The following is an 18717-nucleotide window of genomic DNA, read 5'->3' on the forward strand; positions in this document are numbered from 1 at the left end:
GGGCAACGCCCGCCGCCGGGACCCGCTCCCCGGTCGCCCGACGGATCAGCCCGTACGCCGCAGCAGCGCGAGGTACATCGCGTCGGTGCCGTGCAGATGGGGCCAGAGCTGCACGTCGGGGCCGTCGCCCAGCGCGGGGACGCCCGGCATCAGGGGGCGGGCGTCCACCCACTCCGCCTCGACCGGGTCGCCGCCGCGCCCCTTCAGGACGTCCTCGACCACGGTCCGGGTCTCGGCGAGGTGGGGCGAGCAGGTCGCGTAACCGACGACCCCGCCGACCCGTACCGCCTTCAGCGCCTCGCGCAGCAGGCCGCGCTGGAGCGGGGCGAAGCCCTCCAGGTCCTCGGGCCGGCGGCGCCAGCGCGCCTCGGGGCGTCGGCGCAGCGCGCCCAGGCCGGAGCACGGCACGTCCATGAGGATGCGGTCGAAGCTGCCGGGCCGCCACGGCGGGCGGGTGCCGTCGGCGGTGATCACCTGGTACGGACCGGGGTTGCCGGCCAGGGTCCGCTCCACGAGCCGGGCGCGGTGCGGCTGCTTCTCGGCGGCGAGCAGGGCGGCGCCCCGCCCGGCGGCGAGCGCGGCCAGCAGCGCGGCCTTGCCGCCGGGACCGGCGCAGCCGTCGAGCCAGCGGGTGTCGTCGCCCTCCAGCGGGGCGTTGGCGAGGGCGGCGGCGACGAGCTGGCTGCCCTCGTCCTGCACACCGGCCCGGCCGTCGCGTACGGCGGCCAGCGCACCGGGCTCGCCGCCCTCGGCCATGCGTACGGCATAGGGCGACCAGCGGCCGGGGAGCGACTGCTCCTCGCCCAGGGCCTCGACGAGTTCACCGGTGGTGGACCGGCCGGGGCGGGCGACCAAGGTGACCTCGGGACGCTCGTTGTCGGCTTCGAGGAGGTCCTCGATCCCGGCCCGCCCGCCGCCGAGGGAGTCCCACAGCGCGGAGACCACCCAGCGGGGGTGCGAGTGGACCACCGCGAGGTGCGCCTCGGCGTCCTCGTCGTAGGGCGGCGCGACCTGGTCGAGCCAGGCGTCCAGGTCCTTCGCGGTGACCTTGCGCAGCACCGCGTTGACGAACTTCGCGCGCCCCTCCCCCAGCACCACCCGCGCCAGCTCGACACTGGCGGAGACGGCGGCGTGGGTGGGGATGCGGGTGCCGAGCAGCTGGTGCACGCCCATGTTGAGGACGTCGAGCACCGGCGGGTCGACCTCGCGCAGCGGCCGGTCGATGCAGGCCGCCACGATCGCGTCGTACGTGCCCTGCCGGCGCAGCGTCCCGTAGACCAGCTCCGTCGCCAGCGCCGCGTCGCGGCCGTCGAAGTCGCCCTTGGCGCGGGCCTTCTTCAGCAGCGGGGGCAGCACCAGGTTGGCGTAGGCGTCCCGCTCGTCGACGGCGCGCAGGGCCTCGAAGGCCAGGAACCGCACCGGGTCCTTCTTGGGGCGGCGGTGGGGCTGGGCGGGACGGCGACGAGGCTGGTCGTTCACGTGAAAGGTGCTCCGCTGATGGTGAGGGGGCGAACCCACCCAGCCTACGTCGCCCCCGCGCGGCCCGTGGAACTGCCGTGCGGCCGAGGCCTCAGAGCCCGAGCAGCTCACCGGGGGCGATGCGGACACCGCGCGCCCAGTCGGCGGCCTGCATGGGCTTCTTGCCCTGGGGCTGGACCCAGAGCAGCTCGACGGCGTGCGAGCCGGTACCCACGTACACGTTCTTCTTGGACGCGGAGATCTCGCCCGGGGCGAGGTCGTGGCGGTCGGTCACCGGCGTGGCCTGGACGAGCTTGAGGCGCTCGCCGCGGAAGAGTGTCCAGGCGCCGGGGGCGGGGGTGCAGCCGCGCACGATCCGGTCGACCCGCAGAGCGGGTGCCGACCACTGCACCTGGGCGTCCTCGACGGTGATCTTCGGCGCGAGGGTGACCCCGCCGGCCGGCTGGGGCACCGCGTGCAGGGTGCCGTCCTCGATCCCGTCCATCGTCGCGACGAGCAGCCCCGATCCGGCGAAGGCGAGCCGGGTCAGCAGGTCGCCACTGGTGTCGGTCGGGCGGACCTCCTCGGTGAGCACCCCGTAGACGGGTCCCGAGTCGAGGCCCTCCTCGATGAGGAAGGTCGAGGCGCCGGTGACCTCGTCCCCGGCCATCACGGAGTGCTGGACGGGGGCGGCGCCGCGCCAGGCGGGGAGCAGCGAGAAGTGCAGGTTGACCCAGCCCCGGGCGGGGATGTCCAGGGCGGTCTTCGGCAGCAGCGCGCCGTAGGCGACGACCGGGCAGCAGTCCGGGGCGATCTCCCGCAGCCGGGCCAGGAAGTCCTCGTCGCGCGGGCGGGCCGGCTTGAGTACCTCGATCCCGGCCTCCTCGGCACGCTCGGCGACCGGGCTGGCGACCAGCCGCCGCCCCCGGCCCGCCGGTGCGTCGGGACGCGTGACCACGGCGGCCACCTCGTGGCGGCCGGAGGCGATCAGAGCGTCCAGGGCGGGGACTGCTACCTCGGGGGTGCCTGCGAAGACGAGCTTCATGGGTGGCTGACTGCCTCTCGGGCGGGCTTACGGTGACGAGCGACGCACCAGTCTAGGTGGTGGCCTCCACCAGGCCGGGCCGGGCCGTGCCCGAGGGGGGCGCACACGCGGCGTACGCCCGGCGCACATGCGGAAACGACCGGAGAGCGTGACCACAAGGGCGGGTCGGGCGTTGGTCAAAGGAGATTGACCGAAGCGAGTCGCCGCGCTGCGGCGGCCCGATCCCTTTCAACGCCGGTTCGAGAGGCTTCTTCATGGCCGACCACGCAACGCACGACGCCCAAGCGCGGGCCAGTCTGCATCTCCTGGTGCGGGACATCGAGCGGGTCAGGCGGCAGGTGGACGCGCTGCGCACCCTCACCGCGCAGCTGGGCAACGTCTACCGTCCGCGCCGCTCGGGGCCGTCCGCGGGCTTCGTGGTCTACGGACGGGCCCCGGCCCCCACGGTCCGTCTGGCCCAGGAGCTGCGGGACAGCGTCGAGACGCTCGTCACCGCGGCGGTCGACTTCGACCGTTCGCTGGGATTCTCCTGGGACGCGGTGGGTTCGGCCCTGGGTGTCACCAAGCAGGCGGTGCACCGCCGTTACGGCGCGCGCCGTACGACTCCGCAGCCCGCCGGGGAGGCAGCCGAGGCCACGGCCGGGCGCTCCGCGCCGGCCACCGCCGAACCGGGGATGCCGCCCGGTGCGGGCGCCCCGGTGCCGTCCGTGCCCGCGGCGCGGTCGATGCCTCCGCAGCCCGCGCCGGGAGCGCCGCTGCGCGGGGAGATGCGGCCGGGCGTCTTCCCCGGCCCGCGCAACGGCTGACCGCGCGACGCCTGCCCGCGCGACGGCTGCCCGGACCCCGGCCGACGGACGGCGGCCTCCGCACCCGCCGCCGCTCCGCTGACGCACCACCGCGCACCCGTCACCGCACAGCTGACGCACCACCGCGCACCGCTGACGCACCACCGGCCGGGCCCCCGCCCGGCCTCAGCCGATGTCGGGCGGGTCGATCCTGATGCGTACGGGCTCCACGCCGCCCCGGGCGGTCCGCGCCGCCTGAGCCGACTTCAGCGCGGCGGCGAGCGCGGCGCCGCGTCCGGGGACCACGCGGATCAGCAGCCGCTCCCAGGTCTCGCCGTGCGGGGCGTCCCCGGCCCGGCGCGGTCGGCCCGGTCCGGCGGAGGGCGCCGGTACGGGCCCGAGGATCTCGGCCTCTGGCGGCAGGCCCGCGCTCTCCAGGAACGCGGTGAGCGCCCCGGGCGTGCCCGTCACCGAGGCCATCCGGGAGACGGGCGGAAAGCCGAGCTCGGCCCGCTCGGCGAGCTCCCGGCGGGCGAACCCGGCGGGGTCCCACCGCACCAGGGCCTGGACGGGGCCGAGCGTCGGTTCGGCCACGACGACCACGGCGCCGCCCTCCTCCTGACCCCGGACCAGTGAGGCGGCGGCGATCCAGCGGCGCAGCGCCTCCTCGCCCGCCCGGAGGTCGGGCCGGCCGAGCATGGCCCAGCCGTCGAGGAGCAGTGCCGCGGCGTAGCCGCCCTGGGCGACGGGTTCGGCGCCGGGGGTGCTCACCACGAGGGCGGGTTCGCCCGGTACCTCGTCCAGGATGTGGTCGCGCCCCGAGGTGCGGACGGGCACCTTGGGGAAGGCGCGGCCGAGTTCGTCCGCGGTCCGCCGGGCCCCGACGATCTGCGCGCGCAGCCGGGTGGCCCCGCACGCGGCGCACTGCCAGGCGTGCTCGGGGCGCCCGCACCAGGCGCAGTCGAGCTCCCGCTGGTCCTGGGCCTGGAGCGGTCCGGCGCAGTGCCGGCAGCGGGCCGGGGTGCGGCAGCGCTCGCAGGCGAGCCGGGGGGCGTACCCGCGGCGCGGGACCTGCACCAGCACCGGGCCGTCGCGCAGCCCGTCGCGCGCGGTCTGCCACGCCAGGCTGGGCAGCCGGGCGGTGCGCGCGGCGCCGTCCCGGGCGAGCTGTTCGTCGCCGATCGTGCGGATCATCGGGGCGGCGCGGCGTACGTGGTCGCGGGGGGCGGCCAGCGGCAGGGCCCAGCCGGTCTCGACCAGTTGCGCGGCCTCCACCGTGCAGCCGGTGGCGCCGAGAAGGAACCCGCACCGCGCGTGCGCGGCCCGCAGCTCCAGCACCTCCCGGACGTGGGGGAAGGGGGCGTTGTCGTCGCTGTGGCTGGAGTCCCCGTCGTCCCAGATCACGACGAGGCCGAGGTCCGCGACGGGTGCGAACATCGCGGCCCGCGTCCCGACCACCGCCCGCACCGAGCCCCGCCGGACGGCGAGCCACTGGCGGTACCGCTTCTCCGGGCCGGACTCCGCGGTGAGCAGGGCGTGCAGCCCGGGCCCGAGCAGAGCGGTCAGCGCGGCGTCGACCCGCCCGGCCGTCCGGCCGTCGGGGACGACGACGAGCGCGCCGCGTCCCGAGGTGAGGGTGGCCGCGACGGCGCGGGCGATCTCGTGCGGCCAGTGCGGTCCGGGCAGGGCGGTCCACACGGCGCGGGGCGCGCCGCCCTCGGCGAGCGCGCGCAGGAACCCGGGCCCCTGGGCGTACCGCTCCCAGCTGCCCGGGGCGGGGGGCGGGGGCGGCGGCAGCGGCTGGGGCGAGGGCTTGCTCTCGGCGCGGCCGTTGCGCGGCGGCACCGCCAGCTGGAGCACGTCGGCGAGGCTGCCGGCGTACCGGTCGGCGACCGCGCGCGCCAGTCCCAGCAGCTCCGGGGAGAGGACGGGCTCCGGGGAGACGACGTAGGCGAGCGCGGCCAGCGTGCCCTGGTAGTCCGACTCCGCCCGCCGCTCCACGAGGAACCCGTCGATCAGCCCGCCGCCCTCGCGCCGGCCGCCCCGGACCTGGCGTCCGCCGGCGCCGAAGCGCACACGGACCCGGACGCCGGGCTGTGCGTCGGCGTCGAGCTCCTCGGGCACCGCGTAGTCGAAGTACTGGTCGAGGTGGAGCACGCCCTTGTTCACCAGGACCCGGGCGACGGGCAGCTCGGCGGCGAGCGGCGCGCCGCGCCAGGTACGCGGCTTGGCGCGCGGCACCTTCGCCCGGCGCACGGTCTCCCGGATGAGCGCAAGCTGCTCCGGCATGCCGTCCCCGGGCTCGTCCGCCCGCTCGTCCTCGCTGCTCACAGCCACATTCCTACCAGAGGGGTCCGACAGTGCACGGAGCACGGCAACGGCCGGGGCCCGGACACCGTGGTGACGGTGTCCGGGCCCCGGCCGTACGTGCGCCTGCGGGTCCTCGTGCGGACCGGCGGGATCAGAGACCGGCGGCGGCGCGCAGGGCGTCGACCCGGTCCGTGCGCTCCCAGGTGAAGTCGGGGAGCTCGCGGCCGAAGTGGCCGTACGCCGCGGTCTGGGCGTAGATCGGGCGGAGCAGGTCCAGGTCGCGGATGATCGCGGCCGGGCGGAGGTCGAAGACCTCGCCGATGGCGTGCTCGATCTTGTCGGTGTCGACCGCGGCGGTGCCGAAGGTCTCGACGAACAGACCGACCGGCTCGGCCTTGCCGATCGCGTACGCGACCTGCACCTCGCAGCGGGCGGCGAGCCCGGCGGCGACGACGTTCTTGGCCACCCAGCGCATGGCGTACGCGGCCGAACGGTCCACCTTCGACGGGTCCTTGCCCGAGAAGGCGCCGCCACCGTGGCGGGCCATGCCGCCGTAGGTGTCGATGATGATCTTGCGGCCGGTGAGGCCGGCGTCGCCCATCGGGCCGCCGATCTCGAAGCGGCCGGTCGGGTTCACCAGGAGGCGGTAGCCCTCGGTGTCGAGCTTGATACCGTCCTCGATGAGCTGCGCCAGCACGTGCTCCACGACGAACTCGCGGATGTCGGGGGCGAGCAGCGAGTCGAGGTCGATGTCCGAGGCGTGCTGCGAGGACACCACGACCGTGTCGAGGCGGACGGCCTTGTCGCCGTCGTACTCGATGGTGACCTGCGTCTTGCCGTCGGGGCGCAGGTAGGGGATGGTGCCGTTCTTGCGGACGTCGGAGAGCCGGCGGGAGAGCCGGTGCGCCACGTAGATCGGGAGCGGCATCAGCTCGGGCGTCTCGTCGCAGGCGTAACCGAACATCAGTCCCTGGTCGCCGGCGCCCTGCTTGTCGAGCTCGTCGTCCTCGACGGCCGCCGCACCCAGCACCCGCTTCTCGTACGCGGTGTCGACACCCTGGGCGATGTCCGGGGACTGCGCTCCGATGGACACCGACACGCCGCAGGAGGCGCCGTCGAAGCCCTTCTTGGAGGAGTCGTAGCCGATCTCCAGGATCTTGTTGCGCACGAGGTTGGGGATGTCGGCGTAGGCCTTGGTCGTGACCTCACCCGCGACATGCACCAGACCAGTGGTGATCAAGGTCTCGACGGCGACGCGCGAGGTGGGGTCCTCGCGCAGGAGCGCGTCGAGAATCGTGTCGCTGATCTGGTCAGCGATCTTGTCGGGGTGACCCTCGGTGACGGATTCCGAGGTGAAGAGACGGCGGGACACATCGCTCCCTGGGGTTGCAGCGGCTGCTGGCTGATCATGGGTGGACGGTCGGGAGCTGCGCCCGGCACGTTCCGCGACCAGTTTATCGGTCGCTTCCGACGGTTGGGTCACGCGTCTCGCCCCTTGGGAGCGCTGTGACGTGCGGCACTGGCGAATTCGGGGGTGGGACACTCCCGCGGAAGCACTCTGGAGCCCTATCTTCTCCTTCGCCCCGACCGCGGGTACGGCGGGGGTGAATCTACTCCGCGAAACGAGCGGCTACCAGGTCCCACACAGTGTCGGCGAGGCCCTCCTTGGGCCCGTACGGCACGGCCGTCTCGCCTCCGTCCGCGGCGAGGACCACCGCTTCGTTCTCCTCCGACCCGAAGGTCTTGCGCTCCCCCACCTCGTTGACGACGAGGAGGTCACACCCCTTCCGGCGGAGCTTTTCGCGCCCGTTGGCGAGCACGTCGTCGGTCTCCGCGGCGAATCCCACGACCACCTGTCCGGGTGCGGTCCGTTCGGCGGAGAGCTCGGCGAGGATGTCCGGATTCCGCAGGAGTCCAATGACCGGATCCGCTTGGTCGTCGCGCTTCTTGATCTTGCCCGTGGCGTACACGGAGGGCCGGAAGTCCGCGACGGCGGCGGCCATCACCACCGCGTCCGCGTCGGCGGCCGCCTTCAGCACGGCCTCCCGCAGCTGGACCGCGGTCCCCACGTGGACCACGTCGGCGCCGGCCGGGTCCGGCAGACCGGTGTTCGCCTCGACCAGGGTGACCCGGGCGCCGCGGGCGACGGCCGTGCGCGCGAGGGCGTACCCCTGCTTGCCGGAGGAACGGTTGCCCAGGTAGCGGACGGGGTCGAGGGGCTCACGGGTGCCTCCGGCGCTGACCACCACGTGGCGTCCCGCGAGATCGGGTGCGGTGACGCCCCGCGCCAGCACCCGGCGGCAGATCTCGAAGATCTCGGCGGGGTCGGGGAACCGCCCCTTGCCGGTGTCCGCACCGGTGAGCCGGCCGACCGCGGGCTCGACGACCACGGCGCCCCGGCGCCGCAGGGTGGCGACGTTCTCCTGGGTGGCGGGGTGCTCCCACATCTCGGTGTGCATCGCGGGCGCGAACACGACCGGGCAGCGGGCCGTGAGCAGGGTGTTGGTGAGCAGGTCGTCGGCGAGGCCGTGGGCGGCCTTGGCGAGCATGTCGGCGGTGGCCGGGGCGACCACGACGAGATCGGCGGCCTGTCCGGTGCGCACGTGGGGCACCTCGTGGACGTCGTTCCAGACCTCGGTGGAGACCGGGTGCCCGGAGAGCGCGGACCAGGTGGCGGCGCCGACGAAGTGCAGCGAGGCCGCGGTGGGCACCACGGTCACGTCGTGCCCGGACTCGGTCAGCCGTCGCAGCAGCTCGCACGCCTTGTACGCGGCGATGCCTCCGCTGACCCCCAGAACGACCTTCGGCTTCTCCACTGCGTCTCCCCGCACTCGGCTCGGTGTCCTTCCATGCTGCCCCACCGCCGCGGCCCGGGGTCCGGCGGGCCCGGCGCGCGAGGCCCGGGCACGGGCCACGGACACACCCCGGGCCCGGCGGATGATCCGCCGGGCCCGGGGTGAAGGTGCGTTCTTCCCGCCTGCGGCAGGAGGTGCGGCTGCTTACTGCGCGGGGCCCTCGATGGCCTCGGAGGTCAGCAGGCCGGCGTTGATCTCGCGGAGCGCGATCGACAGCGGCTTCTCGTGAACGTGGGTGTCGACGAGCGGACCGACGTACTCGAGGAGGCCTTCACCGAGCTGCGAGTAGTACGCGTTGATCTGGCGCGCGCGCTTGGCGGCGTAGATCACGAGGCTGTACTTCGAGTCGGTGGCTTCGAGGAGCTCATCAATCGGCGGGTTGATGATGCCCTCGGGCGTGGTGATGGAAGAGGACACTCTCTGCCTTCCGAAGGGGGTGTAGATCAAAGAAATCTTTGATGCTGCGGCTACCGGCCGGCGGTGATCCGTGCGGTGCGGCTGACACTCGGCGTCGGCCGTGAGGCCGTTCGCGTCGATTCCTCAGTCGCTCGTGGCACGGTGGTCGGAAGCCTGAAGCATCAAGGCTAGCAGCTCGCGTGCCACGTCCTCGACGGAGGTGTTGACGAGGGTGGTGTCGAACTCGGCCTCGGCGGCCAGTTCGACCCGGGCGGCGGCGAGCCTGCGCTCGATCACCTCCGGCGGCTCGGTGCCCCGGCCGGTGAGCCGGCGGACCAGCTCGTCCCAGCTCGGCGGGGCCAGGAAGACGAGCCGCGCGTCGGACATCGACTCGCGGACCAGCCGGGCGCCCTGGAGGTCGATCTCCAGCAGCACCGGCTCGCCGTTCTCCAGGCGGTCGAGGACGGCCCGGCGGGGGGTGCCGTAGCGGTTGCCCGCGAACTCCGCCCATTCGAGCAGCTCGCCGTTGGCGATCAGCTTGTCGAACTCCTGGTCGTCCACGAAGAAGTAGTGGACGCCGTTGCTCTCACCGGGTCGCGGCTTGCGGGTCGTCGCCGACACCGAGAGCCAGACTTCGGGGTGGACCTTGCGCATATGCGCGACGACCGTGCTCTTGCCGACCCCGGAGGGGCCGGAGAGCACGGTCAGCCGCGGACGTACGTCCGGGGGTACGGGGGACGTCCCCCGGGATGTTGCAGCCATGCAGCGATTATCCAGGTTCTCAGGGGTGCCTGAGAACGTCAGGCGGCTGTGCCGCCGAACTCTCGCTCCAGGGATGCGATCTGGTTGGAGCCGAGACCCCGGACCCTGCGGCTCTCGGAGATCCCGAGACGCTCCATGATCTGCTTGGCGCGGACCTTGCCCACGCCCGGCAGGGACTCAAGGAGTGCGGAGACCTTCATCTTGCCGATGACGTCGTTCTCCCGACCCTGCTTGATGACCTCGTGGAGCGAGGCGCCGGAGTGCTTGAGTCGATTCTTGACCTCGGCCCGCTCCCGGCGAGCCGCGGCGGCCTTTTCGAGCGCGGCTGCGCGCTGTTCAGGGGTAAGGGGCGGAAGAGCCACGCCTACGTCACCTCGGATGTCGATCTGTCGGATACGGACCGGTGAGGAACCTGTCGCCCCACACCTGGCGAGCCACGAACAACGGCACGAACAACAACCTGTGCTCGTTGGCTCTCGACGGAGACTAGCGGCCAACCGCTCCGGAGTCAGCGAGAACGAACGAAAAGTCCTGGTCAGCCTTGGCCGACCAGGACATTTCCGGCATAAAGGCCGGTATTTTGCTCACGAATTCGTCAACGCGCTGTTATGTGTCGCATTCAACTATCCGTGAACCGCCGTACGGACCTCGTCGGCGAAGCGTTCGGCGGCCTCCCGCAGACCCGCCGCGTCGGGTCCGTGACGCAGAACACCCCGGCTCACGCTCGGCACCACGTTGCCCACCGCGTCGCCGAACACGCCCGGCAGATCGGCCGGGGTCGCGCCCTGGGCGCCGATGCCCGGAGCGAGCAGCGGACCGTTGATCGCCAGGTTCACCCCGGCGTCCCCGAGGGTCGCGCCGACCACCGCGCCGACCGAGCCCAGCGGCTCGGCCCCGGCGTTCTCGGCGGCCATGTGGTCGAGCATCAGCTGGGCCAGCGAACGGCCGTCGGCCGCCGTCGCGCGCTGCACCTCGGCGCCCTCCGGGTTGGAGGTGAGCGCCAGGACGAAGACGCCCGCGCCGGAGACGGCGGCGGCGTCGAGCGCCGGGCGCAGCGAACCGAAGCCGAGGTACGGCGAGACGGTGACCGCGTCCGAGAAGAGCGGCGAGTCCTTGTCCAGGTAGGTGGCCGCGTAGGCGCCCATGGTGGAGCCGATGTCGCCGCGCTTGGCGTCCATGAGCACGAGCGCGCCGGCCGAGCGGGCCTCGGCGACGGCCGTCTCCAGGACGGCGACGCCGCGCGAGCCGAAACGCTCGAAGAACGCGGACTGCGGCTTGAGGACGGCGACCCGGTCGGCGAGCGCCTCGACGACCGTACGGGTGAAGCGCTCCAGGCCCGCGATGTCGTCGGACAGGCCCCAGGAGGCGAGCAGCGAGGCGTGCGGGTCGATGCCGACGCAGAGCGGTCCGCGGGTGTCCATGGCACGGCGCAGGCGGGCGCCGAAGGGTTCGAGGGGCGCGGTCTCGAGGGTCGCTGCTTCGAGGGTCACTGTGCGGCCTTCCGGGTGTCGGCGCCGACGGCTTCGGCGAGCGTGGCGTACGGGGATGCGGCGAGCCGGGCGGCCAGCCCCTTGTGGATCGCGCGGGCGTAGAACGGGCCTTCGTAGATGAAGGCGCTGTAACCCTGGACGAGCGTCGCGCCGGCCAGAATGCGCTGCCAGGCGTCCTCGGCGTTCTCGACGCCTCCGACACCCACCAGGGTGATCCGGTCGCCCACGCGCTCGTACAGCCGCCTCAGGACCTCCAGGGAGCGTGCCTTGAGCGGGGCTCCGGAGAGTCCGCCGGTCTCCCCGGTCAGGGAGGCGGGCGAGCGCAGGCCGAGGCCGTCGCGGGCGATGGTGGTGTTGGTGGCGATGATGCCGTCGAGGCCGAGTTCCACGGCGAGGTCGGCGACGGCGTCCACGTCCTCGTCCGCGAGGTCGGGGGCGATCTTGACCAGGAGCGGGACGCGGCGGTCGGTCACGGTGCGGTCGGCGGCCTCGCGCACGGCGGTCAGCAGCGGGCGCAGCGCCTCGGTGGCCTGGAGGTTGCGCAGGCCGGGGGTGTTGGGCGAGGAGACGTTGACCACGAGGTAGTCGGCGTGGGCGGCGAGGCGCTCGGTGGACTTCACGTAGTCGGCGGCGGCCTCGGCCTCCGGGACCACCTTGGTCTTGCCGATGTTGACGCCGACGGTGGTGCGGAAGACGGGCTCGCGGGCGCCGAGGCGGGCGGCGACGGCGGCGGAGCCCTCGTTGTTGAAGCCCATGCGGTTGATCAGGGCGCGGTCGGCGACGAGGCGGAAGAGCCGCTTCCTGGGGTTGCCGGGCTGCGGCTCGCCGGTCACGGTGCCGATCTCGACGTGGTCGAAGCCGAGCATCGCCATGCCGTCGATCGCGATCGCGTTCTTGTCGAAGCCGGCGGCGAGGCCGAAGGGGCCGTGCATCCGCAGGCCGAGGGCCTCGGTGCGCAGCGACTTGTACCGCGGGGCGAGCGCCGCGGCGACGTAGGTCCGCAGGACGGGGGTACGGGCGGCGAGACGGATCCACCGGAAGGCCAGGTGGTGGGCCTGCTCGGGGTCCATCCGCTTGAAGACCAGCTGGAAGAAGAACTTGTACATCGAAGGTGTCCTCACGAAGAGGGGGACACCGCAGACCGGTGTCCCCCTTTGCCTGACCGGCCCCGGGACCGCGAGGGTCCCGGGGCCGGTCCCGTACCGACTGGGGCGTGTGTCGAAAGTGGCGCCGTCCGCCCGGAGGGCGGGTCCGGCGGCGTCCGGTGCGTGCGTGCCGGGCGTCGCCAAACAAGCGGGACTTTCGACACACGGCCTAGTCGCGGGCCGCCGTCAGGTGCTCGGCGTGCTCCTGGAGGGACCGTACGCCGACGTCCCCGCGCCGGAGCGCGTCGATGCCCTGGACCGCGGCGGCGAGCGCCTGGACGGTCGTCAGGCACGGCACCGAGCGGGCCACCGCGGCGGTCCGGATCTCGTAGCCGTCGAGCCGGCCGCCGGTGCCGTACGGCGTGTTGACGATGAGGTCGACCTGGCCGTCGTGGATGAGCTGGACGATGGTCTTCTCGCCGTCCGGGCCCTCGCCCTCGGACTGCTTGCGCACGACGGTGGCGTTGATGCCGTTGCGCTTGAGGACCTCGGCGGTGCCGGAGGTCGCCATCAGCTCGAAGCCGTGGGCGACGAGCTCCCGGGCCGGGAAGATCATCGAGCGCTTGTCGCGGTTGGCGACCGAGATGAACGCGCGGCCCTTGACGGGCAGCGGGCCGTAGGCGCCGGCCTGGGACTTGGCGTAGGCCGTCCCGAAGGCCGAGTCGATGCCCATGACCTCACCGGTCGAACGCATCTCCGGGCCGAGGACGGTGTCCACGCCGCGGCCGTGGATGTCGCGGAAGCGCGACCACGGCATGACGGCCTCCTTGACGGAGATCGGCGCGTCGAGCGGCAGGGTGCCTCCGTCGCCGTGGGCCGGCAGCAGGCCCTCGGCGCGCAGCTCGGCGATGGTCGCGCCCAGCGAGATGCGGGCGGCGGCCTTGGCGAGCGGGACGGCGGTCGCCTTCGAGGTGAAGGGGACGGTCCGGGAGGCGCGGGGGTTGGCCTCCAGGACGTAGAGGATGTCGCCGGAGAGCGCGAACTGGATGTTGATCAGTCCGCGGACGCCGACGCCCTTGGCGATGCCCTCGGTGGAGACCCGCAGGCGCTTGATGTCGTGGCCGCCGAGGGTGATCGGGGGCAGCGCGCAGGCGGAGTCGCCGGAGTGGATGCCGGCCTCCTCGATGTGCTCCATGACGCCGCCGAGGTAGAGCTCGGTGCCGTCGTAGAGCGCGTCGACGTCGATCTCGATCGCGTCGTCGAGGAAGCGGTCGACCAGGACCGGCCGGGTGGGGCTGATCTCGGTGGACTCGGCGATGTACGAGGACAGGCGGGTCTCGTCGTAGACGATCTCCATGCCGCGTCCGCCGAGGACGTACGACGGGCGCACCAGGACCGGGTAGCCGATCTCGTCGGCGATGGCCTTGGCCTCGTCGAAGGTGGTGGCGGTGCCGTGCTTCGGCGCGGGCAGGCCGGCCTCGGCGAGCACCCGGCCGAAGGCGCCGCGGTCCTCGGCGGCGTGGATCGCCTCGGGGGACGTGCCGACGACGGGCACGCCGTTGTCCTTGAGCGCCTGCGACAGGCCGAGCGGGGTCTGGCCGCCGAGCTGGACGATGACGCCCGCGACGGGGCCCGCGAGGGTCTCCGCGTGGACGATCTCCAGCACGTCCTCCAGGGTGAGCGGCTCGAAGTAGAGCCGGTCGGAGGTGTCGTAGTCGGTGGAGACGGTCTCCGGGTTGCAGTTGACCATCACGGTCTCGTAGCCGGCGTCGCTCAGGGCGAAGGAGGCGTGGACGCAGGAGTAGTCGAACTCGATGCCCTGGCCGATGCGGTTCGGGCCCGAGCCGAGGATGATCACCGCGGGCTTGGTGCGGGGTGCGACCTCGCTCTCCTCGTCGTACGAGGAGTAGAAGTACGGGGTCTTCGCGGCGAACTCGGCGGCGCAGGTGTCGACCGTCTTGTAGACCGGGCGGATGCCGAGCGCGTGGCGGACCTCGCGGACGACGTCCTCGCCCAGGCCGCGGATCTCGGCGATCTGCGCGTCGGAGAAGCCGTGGCGCTTGGCCTCGGCGATCACGTCGGCGTCGAGGCGCTCGGCCGAGGCCAGCCCGTCGGCGATCTCCTTGATCAGGAAGAGCTGGTCCACGAACCACGGGTCGATCTTCGTGGCGTCGAAGACCTCCTCGGGGGTGGCACCGGCCCGGATCGCCTGCATGACGGTGTTGATGCGGCCGTCCGTGGGGCGGACCGACTCGGCGAGCAGGGCGTCCTTGTCGCCGGGCTCCCCGGTGAAGGAGAACTGCGAGCCCTTCTTCTCCAGCGAGCGGAGCGCCTTCTGCAGCGCCTCGGTGAAGTTGCGGCCGATCGCCATGGCCTCGCCCACCGACTTCATGGTGGTGGTGAGGGTGGAGTCGGCGGAGGGGAACTTCTCGAAGGCGAAGCGCGGGGCCTTGACCACGACGTAGTCGAGCGAGGGCTCGAAGGAGGCCGGGGTCTTCTCGGTGATGTCGTTCGGGATCTCGTCGAGCGTGTAGCCGACGGCCAGCTTGGCGGCGATCTTGGCGATCGGGAAGCCGGTGGCCTTGGAGGCGAGCGCCGAGGACCGGGAGACGCGCGGGTTCATCTCGATGACGATGATCCGGCCGTCGGTGGGGTCGATGGCGAACTGGATGTTGCAGCCGCCGGTGTCGACGCCGACCTCGCGGATGATCGCGATGCCGAGGTCGCGCAGCCGCTGGTACTCGCGGTCGGTGAGCGTCATCGACGGGGCGACGGTGATGGAGTCGCCGGTGTGGACGCCCATCGGGTCGAAGTTCTCGATGGAGCAGACGACCACGACGTTGTCGTTCTTGTCGCGCATCAGCTCCAGCTCGTACTCCTTCCAGCCGAGGATGGACTCCTCCAGGAGCACCTCGGTGGTCGGCGAGAGGGTGAGGCCCTGTCCGGCGATGCGGCGCAGCTCCTCCTCGTCGTGGGCGAAGCCGGAGCCGGCGCCGCCCATGGTGAAGGAGGGGCGGACGACGACGGGGTAGCCGCCGAGGGTCTCGACGCCCTGGATGACGTCGTCCATCGTGTGGCAGATGACCGAGCGGGCGGACTCGCCGTGGCCGATCTTCTCGCGGACGGCCTCGACGACGCCCTTGAAGAGGTCGCGGTCCTCGCCCTTGTTGATCGCCTCGACGTTGGCGCCGATCAGCTCGACGCCGTACTTCTCCAGCACGCCGTTGTCGTGCATGGAGATGGCGGTGTTGAGCGCGGTCTGGCCGCCCAGCGTCGGCAGGAGCGCGTCGGGGCGCTCCTTGGCGATGATCTTCTCGACGAACTCGGGGGTGATCGGCTCGACGTAGGTGGCGTCGGCGATCTCCGGGTCGGTCATGATCGTGGCCGGGTTGGAGTTGACCAGGATGACGCGCAGGCCCTCGGCCTTGAGCACGCGGCACGCCTGGGTACCGGAGTAGTCGAACTCGGCGGCCTGGCCGATGACGATCGGGCCGGAGCCGATGACCAGGACGGACTGGATATCGGAGCGCTTAGGCACGCTGGCCCTCCATCAGGGTGACGAAACGGTCGAAGAGGTACGCGGCGTCGTGCGGGCCCGCGGCTGCTTCGGGGTGGTACTGGACGCTGAACGCGGGCTGGTCGAGGAGGTGCAGTCCTTCGACGACCTGGTCGTTCAGGCAGACGTGGGAGACCTCGGCGCGGCCGAACTCGGTGTCCGAGATCTTGTCCAGGGGCGCGTCGACGGCGAAGCCGTGGTTGTGCGCGGTGACCTCGACCTTGCCGGTCGTGCGGTCCTGGACGGGCTGGTTGATGCCCCGGTGGCCGTACTTCAGCTTGTAGGTGCCGAAGCCGAGGGCGCGGCCGAGGATCTGGTTGCCGAAGCAGATGCCGAAGAGCGGCGTCCTGCGCTCCAGCACGGCGCGCATCAGCGCGACCGGGCCGTCGGCGGTGGCGGGGTCGCCGGGGCCGTTGGAGAAGAACACGCCGTCGGGGGCGAGGGCGTAGACGTCCTCGGCGGTCGCGGTGGCGGGGAGCACGTGCACCTCGATGCCGCGTTCGGCCATCCGGCGCGGGGTCATGCCCTTGATGCCGAGGTCGATGGCGGCGACGGTGAACTTCTTCTCGCCGATCGCCGGGACGGTGTAGGCCTCCTTGGTGGCGACCTCCTCGTACAGGCTGGCGCCCTTCATCTGCGGCTGGGCCTGGACGCGGGCGAGCAGCTCGGCGTCGGGGGCCAGCGCCTCGCCGGAGAAGACGCCGGAGCGCATCGCGCCGCGCTCACGCAGGTGGCGGGTGAGGGCGCGGGTGTCGACGCCGGAGATCCCGACGACGCCCTGTTTGGCGAGCTCCTCGTCGAGGGCGCGGCGCGAGCGCCAGTTGGACGGGATGCGTGCGGGGTCGCGCACGACGTAGCCGGAGACCCAGATGCGGGAGGACTCGTCGTCCTCGTCGTTCCAGCCGGTGTTGCCGATCTGCGGCGCGGTGGCGACGACGATCTGGCGGTCGTACGAGGGGTCGGTCAGCGTCTCCTGGTAGCCGGTCATGCCGGTGGAGAAAACGGCCTCGCCGAAGGTCTCCCCCACGGCCCCGTAGGCGCGGCCGCGGAAGATGCGGCCGTCCTCCAGGACGAGTACGGCGGGAGCTTGTGCGGCTCCCCGGGTGGAGATCGTCATCGTGCGGTGCCTTCCGTAGTGCTGGTGAGAGAGGTGAGGGTGTCGATCCAGGCCTGGTGCCCGGCCGCCTGGTCGGCGCGGAACCCGGAGTCGATCAGCTTGTCGCCGTGGGCCCAGGTGATGACCAGCAGGCCGCCCTCGGGGAGGACCTTGCCCGCGATCGCCCGCTCGTGCCGAACCTCGCGCAGGGCCGCGGCCGGTACGAAGAAGCCGGCCGCTCCGGGGCGTACGACGTCCAGGCCCTGCTCCGTGAGGGTGAGCTCGACCCGGCTGCGGGTGCCGAGGCCGTGCGCGACGATCCGGTCGAGCCACTGCCCGGCGGTGGTGGAGCCGTGGTAGCGGCCGGAGAGCTTCAGGAGCGGGGTGCCGTCCGCGAATCCCTCGGGGGTGGCCGCGAGCTCCGGCAGGTCGGACTGGAGGCTGCCGCGCCACTTCCATCCCTGGCGCATCAGCCAGTAGACGAAGGCCACGAAGACCAGTATTCCGACGACCCAGCTGATCCGGGCGGACCAGTCGGTCACGGCGGCCGACTTCTGTTCGGCGGCCAGCTGGTACAGGGGGATCAGTTTTGTCACGTGAGCTTCCCGTCGACGACCGTGGCACGGCCCCGCAGGAAGGTGTGGGTGACCCGTCCCGGCAGCTCACGGCCCTCGTAGGGGGTGTTGCGGCTGCGGGACGCGAAGCCCGCGGGGTCCACGGTCCCACGGTATGCCGGATCGACGAGAACGAGGTTGGCGGGCTCACCGGGCGAGACGGGGCGGCCGTGTCCGTCGAGCCGGCCGATGGCCGCCGGGCGGAACGACATGCGGTCGGCGACGCCCGCCCAGTCGAGCAGACCGGTCTCGACCATCGTCTGCTGGACGACGGAGAGCGCGGTCTCCAGGCCCACCATGCCCATCGCCGCCGCGGCCCACTCGCAGTCCTTGTCCTCGTGCGGGTGCGGTGCGTGGTCGGTGGCGACGCAGTCGATGGTGCCGTCGGCGAGCGCCTCGCGCAGGGCCAGGACGTCGGCCTCGGTGCGCAGCGGCGGGTTCACCTTGTAGACGGGGTTGTACGAGCGGACCAGCTCGTCGGTGAGGAGCAGGTGGTGCGGGGTGACCTCGGCGGTGACGTTCCAGCCCTTGGACTTGGCCCAGCGGACGATCTCGACCGAGCCGGCGGTCGACAGGTGGCAGATGTGCACCCGGGAGTCGACGTGGGCGGCGAGCAGCACGTCGCGCGCGATGATCGACTCCTCGGCGACGGCGGGCCAGCCGCCGAGGCCGAGCTCGGCGGAGACGGTGCCCTCGTTCATCTGGGCGCCCTCGGTGAGGCGGGGCTCCTGGGCGTGCTGGGCGACGACGCCGTCGAACGCCTTCACGTACTCCAGGGCGCGGCGCATGATCACGGCGTCGTCGACGCACTTGCCGTCGTCGGAGAAGACCTTCACTCCGGCGGCCGAGTCGTGCATGGCGCCGAGCTCGGCGAGCTGCTTGCCCTCCAGGCCGACGGTGACGGCGCCGATCGGCTGGACGTCGCAGTAGCCGGACTCCTTGCCGAGCCGCCAGACCTGCTCGACCACGCCGGCGGTGTCGGCGACCGGGAAGGTGTTGGCCATGGCGTGCACGGCGGTGAAGCCGCCGACCGCGGCGGCCTTGGTGCCGGTCAGGACGGTCTCGGAGTCCTCGCGGCCGGGCTCGCGCAGGTGGGTGTGGAGGTCGACCAGGCCGGGCAGCAGGATCCGGCCCGCCGCCTCGACGACGGTGGCGTCCGCCGCCTCGATGCCGGTGCCGATCCCGGCGATGGTCTCGCCGTCGATCAGGACGTCCTGGACTTCGCCACCGAGGATCTGCGCGCCGCGGATAAGGATCTTGCTCAT

General features: G+C 72.6%; 15 protein-coding genes. 1 reads left to right on the forward strand and 14 read right to left on the reverse strand.

The genetic code is table 11. The features are described 5' to 3' along the window. Positions 1–45: 45 nt before the first annotated feature. Both OG599_RS04725 and fmt read right to left on the reverse strand, forming a co-directional pair. Entirely contained in the window at positions 46–1479 is a 1434-nt protein-coding gene (locus OG599_RS04725) for an RsmB/NOP family class I SAM-dependent RNA methyltransferase (protein WP_327174675.1), read from the reverse strand. A 91-nt stretch (positions 1480–1570) separates the two neighbouring features. Continuing rightward, on the reverse strand, positions 1571–2503 hold the full coding sequence (fmt, locus tag OG599_RS04730) for a methionyl-tRNA formyltransferase (protein ID WP_327174676.1): 933 nt from the start codon (positions 2501–2503) through the stop codon (positions 1571–1573). Between the two features lie 254 nt (positions 2504–2757). Here fmt and OG599_RS04735 point away from each other — a divergent pair, with 254 nt between their 5' ends. Continuing rightward, positions 2758–3309 (forward strand): hypothetical protein, encoded by a 552-nt coding sequence (locus OG599_RS04735; protein WP_327174677.1) that lies wholly within the window; start codon positions 2758–2760, stop codon positions 3307–3309. Between the two features lie 165 nt (positions 3310–3474). Here OG599_RS04735 and OG599_RS04740 read toward each other — a convergent pair whose 3' ends face one another. From OG599_RS04740 to OG599_RS04795, 12 genes are all read right to left on the reverse strand, one after another. Continuing rightward, positions 3475–5619: a primosomal protein N' gene (locus OG599_RS04740; protein WP_327174678.1), complete on the reverse strand. Its 2145-nt coding sequence runs from the start codon at positions 5617–5619 to the stop codon at positions 3475–3477. A 130-nt stretch (positions 5620–5749) separates the two neighbouring features. Continuing rightward, the gene (gene metK, locus OG599_RS04745; RefSeq protein WP_327174679.1) at positions 5750–6970 is read right to left on the reverse strand and encodes a methionine adenosyltransferase; all 1221 of its coding nucleotides are present in this window, start codon (positions 6968–6970) and stop codon (positions 5750–5752) included. Between the two features lie 238 nt (positions 6971–7208). Then, positions 7209–8414, reverse strand: a complete 1206-nt coding sequence (coaBC, locus tag OG599_RS04750; protein WP_327174680.1) for a bifunctional phosphopantothenoylcysteine decarboxylase/phosphopantothenate--cysteine ligase CoaBC — start codon at positions 8412–8414, stop codon at positions 7209–7211. 183 nt (positions 8415–8597) lie between these two features. Further along, the gene (rpoZ, locus tag OG599_RS04755; RefSeq protein ID WP_003970369.1) at positions 8598–8870 is read right to left on the reverse strand and encodes a DNA-directed RNA polymerase subunit omega; all 273 of its coding nucleotides are present in this window, start codon (positions 8868–8870) and stop codon (positions 8598–8600) included. 123 nt (positions 8871–8993) lie between these two features. After that, a complete protein-coding gene (gene gmk / locus OG599_RS04760) occupies positions 8994–9611 on the reverse strand; it encodes a guanylate kinase (RefSeq protein ID WP_327174682.1) in 618 nt (205 codons plus the stop codon). 38 nt (positions 9612–9649) lie between these two features. Next, on the reverse strand, positions 9650–9973 hold the full coding sequence (locus tag OG599_RS04765) for an integration host factor (protein WP_327174683.1): 324 nt from the start codon (positions 9971–9973) through the stop codon (positions 9650–9652). A 261-nt stretch (positions 9974–10234) separates the two neighbouring features. Beyond that, entirely contained in the window at positions 10235–11101 is an 867-nt protein-coding gene (gene pyrF, locus OG599_RS04770) for an orotidine-5'-phosphate decarboxylase (protein ID WP_327174684.1), read from the reverse strand. Then, on the reverse strand, positions 11098–12207 hold the full coding sequence (locus OG599_RS04775; RefSeq protein ID WP_327174685.1) for a quinone-dependent dihydroorotate dehydrogenase: 1110 nt from the start codon (positions 12205–12207) through the stop codon (positions 11098–11100). The genes pyrF and OG599_RS04775 overlap by 4 nt, the downstream gene beginning before the upstream one ends. A 208-nt stretch (positions 12208–12415) precedes the next feature. Next, positions 12416–15724 (reverse strand): carbamoyl-phosphate synthase large subunit, encoded by a 3309-nt coding sequence (gene carB, locus OG599_RS04780; protein ID WP_327174686.1) that lies wholly within the window; start codon positions 15722–15724, stop codon positions 12416–12418. Beyond that, on the reverse strand, positions 15717–16859 hold the full coding sequence (carA, locus tag OG599_RS04785) for a glutamine-hydrolyzing carbamoyl-phosphate synthase small subunit (RefSeq protein ID WP_327174687.1): 1143 nt from the start codon (positions 16857–16859) through the stop codon (positions 15717–15719). The genes carB and carA overlap by 8 nt, the downstream gene beginning before the upstream one ends. Further along, positions 16856–17434, reverse strand: coding sequence for a PH-like domain-containing protein (locus OG599_RS04790; protein WP_327174688.1), 579 nt, complete (start codon positions 17432–17434; stop codon positions 16856–16858). The genes carA and OG599_RS04790 overlap by 4 nt, the downstream gene beginning before the upstream one ends. Beyond that, positions 17431–18717, reverse strand: a complete 1287-nt coding sequence (locus OG599_RS04795; protein WP_327174689.1) for a dihydroorotase — start codon at positions 18715–18717, stop codon at positions 17431–17433. Before OG599_RS04795 ends, OG599_RS04790 begins: the two co-directional genes overlap by 4 nt.

Source organism: Streptomyces sp. NBC_01335 (assembly GCF_035953295.1).
Lineage (GTDB): Bacteria > Actinomycetota > Actinomycetes > Streptomycetales > Streptomycetaceae > Streptomyces.

Excerpts from the sequence above, each read along its gene's own strand:
- OG599_RS04795 (WP_327174689.1), bottom strand. The coding sequence starts at position 18,717 with ATGAGCAAGATCCTTATCCGCGGCGCGCAGATCCTCGGTGGCGAAGTC.
- carA (WP_327174687.1), bottom strand. The coding sequence starts at position 16,859 with ATGACGATCTCCACCCGGGGAGCCGCACAAGCTCCCGCCGTACTCGTC.
- gmk (WP_327174682.1), bottom strand. The coding sequence starts at position 9,611 with ATGGCTGCAACATCCCGGGGGACGTCCCCCGTACCCCCGGACGTACGT.
- OG599_RS04735 (WP_327174677.1), top strand. The coding sequence starts at position 2,758 with ATGGCCGACCACGCAACGCACGACGCCCAAGCGCGGGCCAGTCTGCAT.
- OG599_RS04775 (WP_327174685.1), bottom strand. The coding sequence starts at position 12,207 with ATGTACAAGTTCTTCTTCCAGCTGGTCTTCAAGCGGATGGACCCCGAG.
- fmt (WP_327174676.1), bottom strand. The coding sequence starts at position 2,503 with ATGAAGCTCGTCTTCGCAGGCACCCCCGAGGTAGCAGTCCCCGCCCTG.